We start from the raw sequence: 13,170 nt of genomic DNA, 5'->3' as shown, positions 1-13,170 counted from the left end.
TACCCGGAACTACCCAGCGGCGAGGGCGATGCGCTCGGCAAAACGGGAATAGTCCTCGCGGATGGCCAACAGCGGCTGGGACACAGCAGTTTCGGAGGCTGCGGCCACCTCTTTTTGGATGGCGTTGCGTGTTCGGCGTTTCACCCCAGAGCCCAGCACGCCGCCGAAGGCCGCGGATATCAATCCGATGATTACACCGGTGAGTAAGCCAGCCATGATCAGCAGGGTAGGAATCGGCCAGCCTTCCACATCCGGCACCAGGTCGGTGCCCAGCAGCGGTGTGAGCACGCCCGGGACGAAGGCGACCAGCAGGTACCACAGCACACCAACCAGGGCGGCGAGCAGCGCAAACCACTGGAAGATGGTCAGCACTGCCCACCCCTTGGACGGCTCCGCGGGCAGTTTCGCACGGGCCACAGCGCGATCCAGTTCGGCGGGAAGGCCGGTGGAGATCTCCTCGGAACGATCCGCCACGGCAGCAGCCCACTCGTGGGGCAGGCCAGCGCCGACGGCGGTGGCGTAGTTGCGCAGGCCGGAGTTGGCCACGGCTTTCGAGGCGGCGTCGAGTTCCGGCATGGAGGTGCGGTGCACGCCCAGTTCGTCGGCATCCTCGCGCAGCCCTAAGCGACGAAGCGGGTCGGGTTTGAAGCGGGTGATCCAGGAAGTGAGCAGCCAGCCGGTGCGTTGGCGCAGGCGTTTGCGGTAGGCGGCAGCGGTGATGCCCGCGATGCGTTCTGCACCCGCGGCCTTGGTCAGTGCGGTGTCGAGGTCGCGTTTGGCGTGCTTGTCCACACCACCGGCACCCTTCGTTCCGGCGTATGGGGCGGCAACGGAGGCGATGTCGGCCTCGATGCGGGCAGTCTGCGCATTGTGGGCCTTTGCCACGCGCGCGATCGCGCCGCGCAGGTCTTCGATACCAGCGCCGGTCAGGGTGGAGGTGGGGATGACGTGGACGTTGGTCAGGCCGTCGTCGCGAAGCAAGCCCGCATAAGAGCCAGCTACGGTGTCCACGTCGCGCTCCGCCAAAAGGTCGGCTTTGTTCAGCACTGCCAGTGTGACCGCGGAGTGGTTCGCGTGCGGGCGGATGAACTGGTCATGGATGACACTGTCGGCGTACTTCTCGGGGTCGGACACCCACACGAGCACGTCGACCTGGCCGGCGAGGCGTTCGGCGATGACGCGGTTGGAGGCCTCTACCGAGTCGAAGTCGGGAAGATCCAGCAGGATCAGCGGGCCAGCATTTTTGGCAAACTCGCCTTGGCGCTCGCGGCGGTCTTCCACGCCGAGCCAGCCCAGGAGTTCCTCAGAGCCTTCCGGCTGCCAGATTGCGGCCAGGGGAGAGGACGTGGTTGGGCGGCGCGCCGCTGCTTTGCCCAGGTCCTCGCCGACAACGGCGTTGAACAGCGAGGTTTTACCGGAACCGGTCGCGCCGAAAAAGCCCACGACGGTGTGCTCGGCGGACAGGGCGCGACGCTCGGCGCCAGCCTTGGCCACGCGTTCTAGGCGTTCGCGTTGCTCGCCGGACAGGTACGGTGCACCAATTTCGGCAGCGTCCTCGAGCGCGCTCAGCCGTTTGCTCAGCCCAATCTTTTTGCTAAACAGCGCCATTGTCGGACCCCTTTCGGAAGTTGCCGCGAAGCTGGTCAAACAGGCCACGCAGGGCGCTGTTGTTCAGGTCGTCGTTGGGGGTGTCGTCGATACGCGCAGGCACTTGCTTGTCGACGACCCCCAGCAGCTTCGCATCCACCGCCCGGCGAGCCTGCTGGGAGGCATCGCGGATCTGCTCGGCCGTTGCGCCTTCGAGCAACGGGTCGGTGAACACGTGGTAGCGGTCGCGCTCGGCAGCAAAGAGTCCACCAAGGCGCTCGTTGAGGTCGTTGCGGGCCTGAGTGACCATGCGGCGCACCGTGTCTTCGCCGAAGATGGTCTCCAAAAGTTTCTGGCCAAGTACCGCAGAACCGCCCGCGATGGCCACCTCGCCGCCAGTCAAACCTGCGGTGGAGGCGAACACTGTAAGCATGAGTGCCACGGTGACCACGTTGAGCCCAAAGGACATGAGACGGGCGCGCTGACGCTTATCGCCAGCAGTGTCCTGGATGTGTCCGACGAGTTCTTGCTGCCAGTCTCGCACCAGTTTCGCCGCCTGTTCGGAAATGTCGGCGCTGGCGCGTGCGAGAGCCGGATCGGCGTCGGTGCGCAGCTCAGGAGCGACCGCGCCGGTATGCGCCCAGGCGCGCGATGCTGCGGATTCGGCAGCATCGACGATGACTGCGTGCAGACCGGACTCGATCTCGGTCTCCACCTCACGCAGGGGAGCGGGCTGACCGGTGAAGAAACTGCCCACCTTATCTATTGCGCTGCTGAACCAGCGCTCGAAGCCACGGAACACGTCAGAGGTACCGATGACGTCCTGCCAGCGGTCCATGACCTCGGAGCGCAGCAACTGTCCGTCGGAAGTCGCGTCGATGACCTGACGGTTGGCGGTGGTGTAAAACTCGTGGATCGATGCGTCGAGCTGGTTGGCAAACGCCTCCTGACGCTCACGGCGGCCGACCAAGGTATCCACTCGATCAAGCGCAGTCTGAACCGCGCCGGCCACAGTCTTGCCAGCCACGTCGCGCCGGGCGACGGTGTCCTCGGCGAGCGTGGTCAGGTAATCGCGCAGTGAAGCGACAAGGTCTTCGGCGAGAAACTCCCCGGACTCTCCAGACTTCTCCGCGCCAAGGTCCGCGACGAACGGCACAGTAAAGACTGTTGCGTCGTGCAAGCCAGCCTCATTCATCATGCGGCGCAGATCGTCCGGCACGGTTTCGGCAGCCTTTTCGTCCAGGCGGTTGAGGACCACCACAACCTCAATGCCGCGGCCAGCGGCGTCGTGGAGGAAGTTCCACACAAGTTGATCGGCGTAGCGCGCCGGGGTGGTGACGAACACCCACAGATCCGCAGCCGCAAGGAGCTGACTTGCCAGGGCGCGGTTTTTGTCGTCGATGGAGTCGAAATCGGGGGCGTCGAGAAGCGCAAGGCCCTCGGGCACGCTTTGCGTATCCACGACTCGAAGTGTCGTCGACTGCTCGTTGCCCTCACCGTGCGAACGAGTCAGGCCGGGGAGAACCTGTGGGGAGTTAAACCAATCAGCATCCGCGGGGTTTGCCACAAGCACAGGTTGCCGGGTGGTGGGGCGGATAACGCCTGGGTTGGAAACCCGCTCGCGCAGCAATGCATTGACAAGCGTGGACTTACCAGAGCCGGTGGAGCCGCCGATCACGGCGAGCAGCGGCGCGTCCAGGTTGGCGAGGCGGGGCAGGACATAGTCGTCGAGCTGGTTGACAATTGCGCGGGCCTCTGGGGCTGCATCAATAGGTAAGGCAGTGTCCGCGAGGGCATCGCGAACACTGCGAACAGCTTCGAGGACGTCAGGTGTCTGGGTACTCACCCGTCTCATTTTGGCAGAGACACCCAGGGTGAGGGGAGTTAGTCCTTGTTGGTTAGTCCTTGTAACCGGTCTTGGTCAGGTTCAGCCATCCGTAGAGGCCGCCCATGATGAACCCGCCGCCGACGAAGTTGCCCAGCCAGACGACCACCCAGTTGCGGATGACGTTCCAGTTGGTGAAGCCCTCGATCGTCTCCGGGCCGAGCGTAAACCCGCCCAGGCTGGTGAGGATGAAGTTCGCGATGGAGTGCTCGTAGCTCATGGTGGCAAACGACGGGATGATCAGGATGACCCCCCACAGCTTCGCGCTGAAGTCCTTGCCGGCCTGGGTGGCCAGCATGAAGGCGATGTTGACCACGACGTTTGCCAGGATCGCTTCAACGAACAGGGTGGAACTGGATTTTTGCAGCTTGGCGACGAGCAAATCGTGGAGGAATCCGTCCACCTCGACCATCTGGCCCATGGTGGTCCGGGAAATCAGCCATGAAATCGCCACTGCACCAATGAGGTTGAACACGGTGACAAAGAAGACGAGGAGGAACCCGCGGGTGATGGTGTTGAGCCTATGGATGGCGCCATAGGTCATGAACATCATGTCACCTGTGGCGAGTTCGCCTTGCAAGACGATGATGATGTACAGCGTTGACGCGAAGATGGCACCGAAGGCGTATTTGCCCCAGCCGGGGGCGTAGCCGTCGAGTAGTTGTGCCGTGGATGCGGCGAATGCCGTCATGATGCCCAGGTACACGCCCGCGAGCACGGAGCGCGTGGCAAATCGGGCAGGTTCTGTCGAGAACAGATCGACCTTATTCTTGATTGCCTCGGGGGCGGCTTCGTAGAAACTCACGCCCTCCAATGTACAAGAGGTACTATCTTAAAAGGAAATGTGGTAATACCTATTCGGCGATTGGAAAGCTTTGGAAAATCGTGAAAGAAAATGAGAATTCTGCCAAAAACTGTAAAACGTCACGGTAATGTTCGGTGGGCAAGGTCGTTAAAGCTGCGGCCGATGCCTACCGTTCATTAAGAAAATTGGAGACTCACATGAAGCTTCGTCGTCTTGTTGCTGCGGCGGCCGTCGCAACCACCGTTGCTGTTGCTGCTCCGGCTGCTACCGCTCAGCCTGCTCCGGAACCGCTGAACCGTGTTCTGTACGAGATTTACAAGGTCGGTGGCTGGGAAGCCCAGAACATCATTCTGCTGCCGGCAGCGCTTTCTTCGCTGAACGTTGTCATCTCGATCATTCAGTCCATCGTCACTGCTGCTAAGTAAGCCGCGACACGTACACACCTCTCCTGAAAGGAAACGAACATGAAGTTCCGTCGTCTCGCCGCTGTTGCTCTTGCGGCATCTGTTGCAATCGGTGCTGGTGCTCCTGTCGCTGAGGCTGCTACCTACCCGGAGCCGCTCAACCAGGTCATCAATGAGATGCGCGCTCTCGGTGGCCCGCTGGCCCCGAACCTGCTGCTGGTTCCAGCTGCCCTGTCTTCCGTGGGCTGGATCATCACCATCCTGTCGCTCACTGGTGTGCTCGGCCTCGGCGCCGTTGCTGCTAGCACCGTCTAAAATTGCGCTAACGCTGCGGCACACTCATCGTCTCACCCCTAAGTTTCGGGGTGGGGCGATTTTTGTATCTTCAGGCGACACGATTTAGCGGCAATTTGGGCGATCGGCGCTGCTCATGGTTAAATACTCCAGTTGTCTACTGCTGGTCGGGCGTGACACGCGTTTCCGAGTGAAGCGTCCGAGACCCTTCGACCAGACTGCGCTCTCCTCGTGTGCGAGGGACGAGCGCACGAGGTTCGTCGATAAGCAATAGGCTGCAAGAACATTGACCACGTGCGTGCAGGACGGAAATCTGGCGCACATTGACCCAGGTCAGGAGACCAACTGTGATTCAGAAAGAATCGCGTCTGAAGGTCGCCGACAACACGGGTGCACGCGAACTGCTGTGCATCCGCGTTCTCGGCGGTTCCGTTCGACGCTTCGCCGGCATCGGCGACACGATCGTCGCCACCGTGAAGGAAGCTGCCCCGGGCGGCAACGTCAAGGAAGGCGAGGTCGTTAAGGCTGTCATCGTCCGTGCGAAGAAGGAGACCCGTCGTCCGGACGGCTCCTACATCTCGTTCGACGAGAACGCTGCTGTCGTCATCAAGAACGACACCGAGCCGCGCGGTACCCGCATCTTCGGCCCGGTTGCTCGTGAGCTCCGCGACAAGCGCTTCATGAAGATTGTGTCTCTCGCACCGGAGGTGATCTAAGTATGAAGATCAAGAAGGGCGATATGGTGCAGGTCATCGCCGGCAAGGATAAGGGTGCTCAGGGTCGCGTCATTGAGGCGTACCCGCAGCGCGACAAGGTCCTCGTCGAGGGTGTTAACCGCATCAAGAAGCACGTCGCAAACTCCTACAACGAGCGCGGCGCCGAGTCCGGCGGCATCGTCAGCCAGGAAGCTCCGATCCACGTGTCCAACGTGATGATCCTGGACTCCGACGGCAAGCCGACCCGCGTGGGCTACCGCTTCGACGAGAACGGCAAGAAGGTCCGCGTGGCTAAGTCGAACGGGAAGGACATCTAATGGCTGAGAACATTCAGAACTACACCCCGCGCCTGAAGTCCCGCTACCAGGACGAGATCCGCACCAAGCTGAACGAGCAGTTCAACTACGACAACGTCATGCAGATCCCGGGCCTGACCAAGATTGTTGTGAACATGGGTGTGGGCGACGCTGCCCGCGACTCCAAGGTGATCAACGGCGCACTCGAGGACCTCACCGCGATCACCGGCCAGAAGCCGCAGCTGCGTCGCGCGAAGAAGTCCATCGCTAACTTCAAGCTCCGTGAGGGCATGCCGATCGGCGCAAAGGTCACCCTGCGCGGCGACCGTATGTGGGAGTTCCTCGACCGTATGCTGACGGTTGCTCTCCCGCGTATTCGCGACTTCCGTGGCCTGAACGACAAGCAGTTCGACGGCAACGGTAACTACACCTTCGGCCTGTCCGAGCAGACCATGTTCTACGAAATCGACATCGACAAGATCGATCGCGTTCGCGGCATGGACATCACGCTCGTGACCACCGCTGGTAGCGACGACGAGGGTCGCGCACTGCTGACGCACCTCGGCTTCCCGTTCGCTGACAAGGACGGCAAGATGAAGCGCGCATAAGCGTTCACTTGACGACGACACCCCTGCACCCGGTTTTTATACCGCGGTCGCAGGGGTTTTGTCGTATTGGAAAAGCATGAAAGAAAGCTTGCGTGAAGCTGGCTATAGGTGGTTATGATGTCCGCTGTATTAAATACATTGTTTGGCATCCATAATAGGGGAACCCCCATGAGTTACTTCTCCCGAAGCGCAATTATCGCGCCTAAGGAATTCAATCGCTGGCTAATTGTCCCTGCGGCACTCGCCATCCACCTCTCTATCGGCCAGGTCTACGGGTTCTCCGTGTTCAAGAAGCCAATGATGGAACACTTCGGTGTCGGCGAAGTTGCTGTGGGCTGGATCTTCTCGTTGGCAATCGGCATGCTCGGCATCTCGTCCGCGCTGTTCGGTTCCTGGGTCGAGCGAGTCGGCCCACGCGCGTCCATGGCAGTTTCCGGCGTGCTATGGGTGACAGGCTTCCTCGTTGCCACCCTGGGTGTCACCACCGGAAACTTGTGGCTGGTGTACTTCGGCTACGGCTTTATCGGCGGCATCGGTTTGGGCATCGGATACATCTCGCCGGTGTCCACGCTGATGAAGTGGTTCCCGGATCGCCCCGGTCTGGCTACGGGCCTTGCGATCATGGGCTTCGGCGGCGGCGCACTGATTGCCTCGCCGGCGTCGAACCGCCTCATGGAGTTCTACGGCGGTGGTGCGGACATCGCCAACCGCGCCGCGGGCATCCAACCCACCTTTGTCACCCTTGGCGTCGTGTACCTCGTCGTCATCGCTATGGGCGCGTACTGCATCCGCATGCCGCACCCGGATTGGACCCCGTCGGGCGAAGCGAAGCAGGGGCGCAAACCTTCCAAGGTTGCCATCGTCGGTGCAAATGTTAGCGCCAACAACGCCATTCGAACCCCGCAGTTCTGGTGCCTGTGGGTGATCCTGTTCTGCAACATCACTGCGGGTATCGGCGTGCTGGAGAATGCGGCACCGATGATTCAGGACTACTTCCCGGCACTGACCGCGGCGGCCGCCGCAGGCTTTGTTGGCTTGCTGTCGCTGGCGAACATGGCTGGCCGTTTCGTCTGGTCGTCGGTTTCTGACGTCATTGGCCGCAAGAACATCTACATGGTGTACCTGGGTATCGGGTTGGCTTTCTACTTCATCTTCGCCAGGTTCGGCCACGCCAACATTGCGCTGTTTGTGATCTGCGCACTGGTGTTGCTGTCCTTCTACGGGGGTGGCTTTGCCAGTATCCCGGCCTACCTGCGCGACCTATTCGGTGTTTACCAGGTCGGCGCTATCCACGGCCGTCTGCTTACCGCATGGTCGGCTGCAGGTGTAGCTGGCCCGCTGATCATCAACATGGTCGTGGAGCGCCAGGCAGCCAACGGCGGCGAAGGCCCGGACCTTTACCGCCTGTCGCTGTACGTCATGTGCTGCCTGCTTGCTGTTGGCCTGATCGCCAACATCCTTGTACGCCCGGTGGCGTCGAAGTGGTTCGAAGACCAAGACACCGTTCAGGCGAAGATCGAGGCAGATCGCGCCTCCGCGCTTGAAGGTGCTGGTGCCGGTCAGGCGCGTGGGGCTTCCGCGGGCCAGGCCCACAAGATTGTCGCGATCATTCTGGCGGCAATCATCGCTGGACTGCTTATCTACGGTCTGTGGGCCACTGCCGCGAAGGCTGCTGGCATGTTCATTGGCTAAGCGCCCGAGTACACGCTGAAGCGCTCGTCGGTAATTGCGCCGACGAGCGCTGTATTTGTTTCGCGGGCCAATTCCACCGCCATCGACGTGACGTCGCGTGTGGTGGCGACAATGCTGAAGCCGGCCGCTGCTGCAGCACGCATCATTTCAAACGTCACGCGCGTATCCACTGCGAGGGTGAGGTTGTGGGCGGGCAGGGTGTCGTCGAGAAGCAAACGCCCAGCGATCTTCTGTACCGCGTTGACGGCGTCGATATCTTGACGCGCGGTCTCGCCAGCGAGCGCGGTGGGCAGGTCGCGACGACGCGCCTGGTTGAGACGTTCTGGCAAGGCGAAGATCGCATCCTGATCAATAGGGGCGAACTCGCTGCGCACGTTCAGGCGGACCGCCAACTCCCGTACGCGCTGCTCGGCGGAAATACCACAGGACTGTGATGGGATTGGGTCGATGAACTGCGGTGCAGCAGGGTAGGAAAGCTCGATATCGAGCAGGTTGTAGGTGTTTTCGCCGCCGATGGCACCTTCGCAATAGCGGGCGGTAATGACGTCTTTAGGGGTGGTAATGAGGCCCTGCGTCAGGAGCACACCGTGGGCGAGTTCGATGTCGTGGCCCGGGGTGCGAAACAACTGAGCGACCTCTCGGCCACCGGCGCGCACCTCGAGTGGTTCTTCCACTTCCACTTGGCCCGCGCGCGTGTCGCGGGTGCCGCTAGCGGAAATCTTTGTGACGGCGAAACTGCGCTTGGTCCTGCTCATTGCAACGATGCTAGCGCTTAGGGTGCAAGCGGGACGGAGGGGTGTCGTCGCAGCGCTACAACCTGCGCAAAGAGAAGTTATCCACAGGGCGGAAATTGCAAATTCCACAAGCTGAAACGGACATGTCGTGCGAGTTCGTTATAACTACAGGCACACATCCAAACAGCAATGGGGAAGGGGTGGGTGCGTCAGATGCGTACCGAGGAAAAGATCAAACAACGAGTACAAAAACTACTCAATCAAGCCAACGACAGGGAAGGGACACCGGAGGGTGACGCGTTCTATGCCCGAGCATTCGAGCTGATGGCACAGTACGGCTACGACGAGCGCGATCTTGCAAGTCCCGATGCTGGCGACAACGTAGGCCACCGCGCCTACACGTTCCGCGGCGCCTACACCGATATGCAGGCAACGCTGCTGCACTCCATCGCGAGGTCGTTGCACTGTACGGGGTTTACGCAGCGGGTGTATAACTCCACGCGCGTCAAGGACGCAGACATTTTTGGCCTTCAGCGGCACCTCGACCGGGTGGACATGCTCTACGCGCTGCTGTTGCCGGTGATGCTTGCAGAATCACAAAAGATCCGCGCCACAAACTTCGGTGAATCAGTCGTGGTGATGCGTCGGTCGTTTATGCAGGGGTTCGCGACAAGCATCGGCAAACGTCTGATGAAAGCAGAAGAGGGCGCAGCACGTGTGGATAGCGAATATGCGCTTGTGCTTGTCGACGACGCCGCAAAGGCCGAGCAAGCCCGCTCCAAATTTGCCGAAGAGCAGGGCTTTGTGCTCTCCGCGCACCAAACCAACCGCTCGTTCGACCCAGGTGCGTACCTCAGCGGACACGCCGCGGGAGAGAATTCAGACCTCGGCCAAACACGGGTGAAGTCCAGGGCGGCGCTGCCGTTCTGATGAATTCGGTGTCGGGAGATGCTGTCGGGGGCTAGGTGTCGTCGTTAAGCAATTTGGTTCTGAGCGAACAAGCAGGTAACTTGGTCGATCGGACTTGTGCGCCGAGATTTCGGCGTGCCAAGCCGAGAGAAACATTTGAACATCCAACTTTGTTGCAGGCCCCTCGCCAAGATGCGGACCGCGTGCAAGGGAGGCGGCGAGCGGCCCACGCTACTGAGTGTGGGCAGCGTTGAGTAGCCCCCGATAGACCATGCGGAAAACGCGACCTTGAAAAGGGTCAGGTGGGTTTAGGGAACCGCAACGAGAAAGGAAACGGTCACCACAATGACCATGACAGATCCGATTGCGGACATGCTGTCGCGCGTGCGCAACGCAACAACTGCGCAGCACGACACCGTGTCTATGCCGTCCTCCAAGCTCAAGGCAGCTATTGCTGAGATCTTGAAGCAGGAAGGCTACATCGAAGATTACAAAGTTGAGGACGAGAAGGTTGGCAAATCGCTGACGCTCAACCTCAAGTACGGCCCGACCCGTGAGGCTTCCATCGCTGGTCTGCGCCGCGTGTCCAAGCCGGGCCTGCGCGTGTACGCCAAGTCCAACGACCTGCCTCAGGTGCTCGGTGGCCTGGGCGTGGCAATCATCTCCACGTCCCACGGCCTGCTGACCGACCGCCAGGCTCAAGAGAAGGGTGTAGGCGGGGAAGTCCTCGCTTACGTCTGGTAAGGGGAGGTTGAAAAGACTATGTCGCGTGTAGGTAATGCACCCATCGCAATCCCGAACAACGTCGAGGTGAAGATCGACGGCCAGCGTGTTGAGGTCAAGGGCCCGAAGGCCACCATGGACCTCGAGATGCCGGAGCCGATCACCGCTTCCGTCGAAGACAACGAAGTCGTGGTGTCCCGTCCGGACGATCACCGTGACAGCCGTTCGCTGCACGGCCTGACCCGCTCGCTGATCAACAACCTGATCATCGGCGTGACTGAGGGCTACAAGATCAACATGGAGATCTTCGGCGTCGGTTACCGTGTGCAGCAGAAGGGCAAGGACCTTGAGTTCTCCCTCGGCTACTCGCACCCGATCCTGATTGAGGCGCCGGAAGGCGTCACGTTCTCCGTCGATGGCAACACCAAGTTCGCCATCGAAGGCACTGACAAGCAGCAGGTTGGCCAGATTGCGGCAAACATCCGCCGTCTGCGTAAGGATGACCCGTACAAGGGTAAGGGCATCCGCTACGCCGGCGAGCAGGTCCGCCGCAAGGTCGGAAAGACGGGTAAGTAATCATGAGCAATACTGCAGAGAACACCAAGCGCACCCCGGTGGGCAAGGACATCTCGTCCCGCCGCCGCGAGGCTCGCGCACGTCGCCACTACCGCATCCGCAAGACCCTGCGTGGCACCCCGGAGACCCCGCGTCTCGTTGTGCACCGCTCGTCTCGCCACATCCACGTCCAGGTCATCGACGACCTCGCAGGCCACACCCTGGTTTCTGCGTCGTCCATCGAGGCAGACGTGCGCAACCTGGAGGGCGACAAGAAGGAGAAGGCCGCAAAGGTTGGCCAGCTCGTCGCTGAGCGTGCCAAGGCAGCAGGCATCGAGCAGATCGTCTTCGACCGTGGTGGCTACAAGTACCACGGCCGCGTTGCGGCCCTGGCTGAAGCTGCTCGTGAAGGTGGTCTGAAGTTCTAATGATCACGGCAAACATCACCATCAACGGAAGGATCGCGTAATGGCCGAACGTGAACGGCGTGACGGCGGGCGCTCCGCCGACAACCAGAACAACAACGACCGCGGTAACCGCGGCGGCCGTGGCCGTCGCGACGACCGTCGCAACCAGAACGACGAGCGCGATAAGTACATCGAGCGCGTCATCACCATCAACCGTGTTGCCAAGACCGTTAAGGGTGGCCGCAACATGTCCTTCACCGCTCTCGTCGTCGTCGGCGACGGTGAAGGCATGGTCGGCGTTGGCTACGGCAAGGCGAAGGAAGTTCCCGCCGCAATTCAGAAGGGTGCAGAAGAGGCTCGCAAGAACTTCTTCCGCGTCCCGATGATCGGTGGCACCATTCCTCACCCGGTTCAGGCTGAAGAAGCCGCCGGTATCGTCATGCTCCGCCCGGCTGCTCCGGGTACCGGTGTGATCGCCGGTGGCGCAGTCCGCCCGGTGCTCGAGGCCGCTGGTGTCCAGGACATCCTGGCCAAGTCCCTCGGCTCTGACAACGCCCTCAACGTGGTTCAGGCCACCGTTGCCGGCCTGAAGCAGCTCGTGCGTCCGGAAGAGGTCGCAGCGAAGCGCGGTAAGGCTGTCGAGGACGTTGCCCCGGCACGTATGCTGCGCGCTCGCGCAGGACAGGAGGCCTAAGAACAATGGCACTGAAGATTACGTTGCACCACGGCAAGATCGGTGAGAAGCCGGTGACCCGCAAGAACCTCGAGGCTCTCGGTCTGCGCAAGATCGGTCAGTCCGTGGTGAAGAAGGACAACGCTGCTACCCGCGGCCAGATCCTCAAGGTGCGTCACCTCGTCACCGTCGAAGAAGTTGCAGGGGAGTAGATAAAACATGGCTGACATCATCAAGCTCCATGATCTGCGCCCGGCAGAGGGCGCAAACAAGGCCAAGACCCGCGTTGGTCGCGGTGAGGCCTCCAAGGGCAAGACCGCTGGCCGCGGTACCAAGGGCACCAAGGCTCGTAAGCAGGTTTCCGCTGCTTTCGAGGGTGGCCAGATGCCGCTGCACATGCGTCTGCCGAAGCTCAAGGGCTTCAAGAACCCGAACCGCGTCGAGTACCAGGTGGTCAACGTCGCGGACCTCGCGGAAGCATTCCCGCAGGGTGGCGACATTGCAGTTGCCGACATCGTCGCTAAGGGCCTCGTTCGCCCGAAGCAGCCGGTGAAGGTGCTGGCAGAGGGCGACATCAACGTCGCACTCAACGTCACCGCAAACAAGTTCTCCAAGTCCGCTGAGGAGAAGCTCAAGGCTGCTGGCGGCTCCGCCACCGTCGTCGAGTTCTCCAAGCGCGCTCCGAAGGACGCGTAAAGAGCCGAAAGCGTAACGCTTTCCGCGCTTGAGATAGCCCCCATACTGGACAATCACTGTCCGGTGTGGGGGTTTTCGCTGTGCTGTAGCGGTAAAGTCGACCGTGAGTATCAACTTTTTAAGCACAGCTGCTAGGGTAGTGGGGTCAAACACGGCGACGGCCCGTTTTGTGTGCCTTCATGCACG

The 13,170-nt window shown here is 61.1% G+C and carries 17 protein-coding genes; 13 read left to right on the top strand and 4 right to left on the bottom strand.

Annotated features, from left to right (window positions below):
* Positions 1–9: 9 nt before the first annotated feature.
* Genes HMPREF2734_RS09380 through HMPREF2734_RS09370 form a run of 3 tightly spaced genes read right to left on the bottom strand, consistent with a single transcriptional unit; the run spans position 10 to position 4,277 of the window.
* Positions 10–1,608: a GTPase gene (locus HMPREF2734_RS09380; protein WP_210384755.1), complete on the bottom strand. Its 1,599-nt coding sequence runs from the start codon at positions 1,606–1,608 to the stop codon at positions 10–12.
* Positions 1,595–3,433, bottom strand: coding sequence for a GTPase (locus HMPREF2734_RS09375; RefSeq protein ID WP_246816815.1), 1,839 nt, complete (start codon positions 3,431–3,433; stop codon positions 1,595–1,597). The genes HMPREF2734_RS09380 and HMPREF2734_RS09375 overlap by 14 nt, the downstream gene beginning before the upstream one ends.
* Positions 3,434–3,485: 52 nt before the next feature.
* Positions 3,486–4,277, bottom strand: a complete 792-nt coding sequence (locus HMPREF2734_RS09370; protein ID WP_070422867.1) for a formate/nitrite transporter family protein — start codon at positions 4,275–4,277, stop codon at positions 3,486–3,488.
* 197 nt (positions 4,278–4,474) lie between these two features.
* Here HMPREF2734_RS09370 and HMPREF2734_RS09365 point away from each other — a divergent pair, with 197 nt between their 5' ends.
* The 6 genes from HMPREF2734_RS09365 (at position 4,475) to HMPREF2734_RS09340 (ending at position 8,287) form a co-directional block, all read left to right on the top strand.
* Positions 4,475–4,702, top strand: a complete 228-nt coding sequence (locus tag HMPREF2734_RS09365; RefSeq protein WP_070482515.1) for a hypothetical protein — start codon at positions 4,475–4,477, stop codon at positions 4,700–4,702.
* 39 nt (positions 4,703–4,741) lie between these two features.
* Positions 4,742–4,996: a hypothetical protein gene (locus HMPREF2734_RS09360; protein ID WP_070570616.1), complete on the top strand. Its 255-nt coding sequence runs from the start codon at positions 4,742–4,744 to the stop codon at positions 4,994–4,996.
* Positions 4,997–5,322: 326 nt separating this feature from the next.
* On the top strand, positions 5,323–5,691 hold the full coding sequence (gene rplN, locus HMPREF2734_RS09355; RefSeq protein WP_070422727.1) for a 50S ribosomal protein L14: 369 nt from the start codon (positions 5,323–5,325) through the stop codon (positions 5,689–5,691).
* 2 nt (positions 5,692–5,693) lie between these two features.
* Entirely contained in the window at positions 5,694–6,008 is a 315-nt protein-coding gene (rplX, locus tag HMPREF2734_RS09350) for a 50S ribosomal protein L24 (protein WP_070422728.1), read from the top strand.
* Positions 6,008–6,595, top strand: a complete 588-nt coding sequence (rplE, locus tag HMPREF2734_RS09345) for a 50S ribosomal protein L5 (RefSeq protein WP_070422729.1) — start codon at positions 6,008–6,010, stop codon at positions 6,593–6,595. Before rplX ends, rplE begins: the two co-directional genes overlap by 1 nt.
* A 168-nt stretch (positions 6,596–6,763) precedes the next feature.
* A complete protein-coding gene (locus HMPREF2734_RS09340) occupies positions 6,764–8,287 on the top strand; it encodes an L-lactate MFS transporter (RefSeq protein ID WP_070482511.1) in 1,524 nt (507 codons plus the stop codon).
* Here the strand turns inward: HMPREF2734_RS09340 and HMPREF2734_RS09335 are convergent.
* Positions 8,284–9,042 (bottom strand): formate dehydrogenase accessory sulfurtransferase FdhD, encoded by a 759-nt coding sequence (locus HMPREF2734_RS09335; protein WP_070450599.1) that lies wholly within the window; start codon positions 9,040–9,042, stop codon positions 8,284–8,286. The genes HMPREF2734_RS09340 and HMPREF2734_RS09335 overlap by 4 nt on opposite strands.
* 192 nt (positions 9,043–9,234) lie before the next feature.
* Here HMPREF2734_RS09335 and HMPREF2734_RS09330 point away from each other — a divergent pair, with 192 nt between their 5' ends.
* The 7 genes from HMPREF2734_RS09330 to rplO all read left to right on the top strand — a co-directional run bounded on the left by HMPREF2734_RS09330 (position 9,235) and on the right by rplO (position 12,984).
* Complete coding sequence (locus tag HMPREF2734_RS09330; RefSeq protein WP_141750462.1) at positions 9,235–9,951, top strand: DUF2786 domain-containing protein; 717 nt, start codon at positions 9,235–9,237, stop codon at positions 9,949–9,951.
* A gap of 324 nt (positions 9,952–10,275) precedes the next feature.
* The gene (gene rpsH / locus HMPREF2734_RS09325; protein ID WP_070422733.1) at positions 10,276–10,674 is read left to right on the top strand and encodes a 30S ribosomal protein S8; all 399 of its coding nucleotides are present in this window, start codon (positions 10,276–10,278) and stop codon (positions 10,672–10,674) included.
* A gap of 18 nt (positions 10,675–10,692) precedes the next feature.
* Positions 10,693–11,229: a 50S ribosomal protein L6 gene (gene rplF / locus HMPREF2734_RS09320; protein ID WP_070422734.1), complete on the top strand. Its 537-nt coding sequence runs from the start codon at positions 10,693–10,695 to the stop codon at positions 11,227–11,229.
* A 2-nt stretch (positions 11,230–11,231) separates the two neighbouring features.
* On the top strand, positions 11,232–11,636 hold the full coding sequence (gene rplR, locus HMPREF2734_RS09315) for a 50S ribosomal protein L18 (protein ID WP_070422735.1): 405 nt from the start codon (positions 11,232–11,234) through the stop codon (positions 11,634–11,636).
* Between the two features lie 40 nt (positions 11,637–11,676).
* The gene (rpsE, locus tag HMPREF2734_RS09310; RefSeq protein ID WP_070422736.1) at positions 11,677–12,309 is read left to right on the top strand and encodes a 30S ribosomal protein S5; all 633 of its coding nucleotides are present in this window, start codon (positions 11,677–11,679) and stop codon (positions 12,307–12,309) included.
* Positions 12,310–12,314: 5 nt separating this feature from the next.
* A complete protein-coding gene (rpmD, locus tag HMPREF2734_RS09305; protein WP_034997282.1) occupies positions 12,315–12,500 on the top strand; it encodes a 50S ribosomal protein L30 in 186 nt (61 codons plus the stop codon).
* 7 nt (positions 12,501–12,507) lie between these two features.
* Entirely contained in the window at positions 12,508–12,984 is a 477-nt protein-coding gene (rplO, locus tag HMPREF2734_RS09300; RefSeq protein WP_070422737.1) for a 50S ribosomal protein L15, read from the top strand.
* Positions 12,985–13,170: the final 186 nt, after the last annotated feature.

Origin of the sequence: Corynebacterium sp. HMSC055D05 (assembly GCF_001810365.1) — a bacterium.
GTDB lineage: Bacteria > Actinomycetota > Actinomycetes > Mycobacteriales > Mycobacteriaceae > Corynebacterium > Corynebacterium coyleae.
Note: the sequence above shows the minus strand (reverse complement) of the source record. Positions and strands in the feature narration are given on the sequence as shown.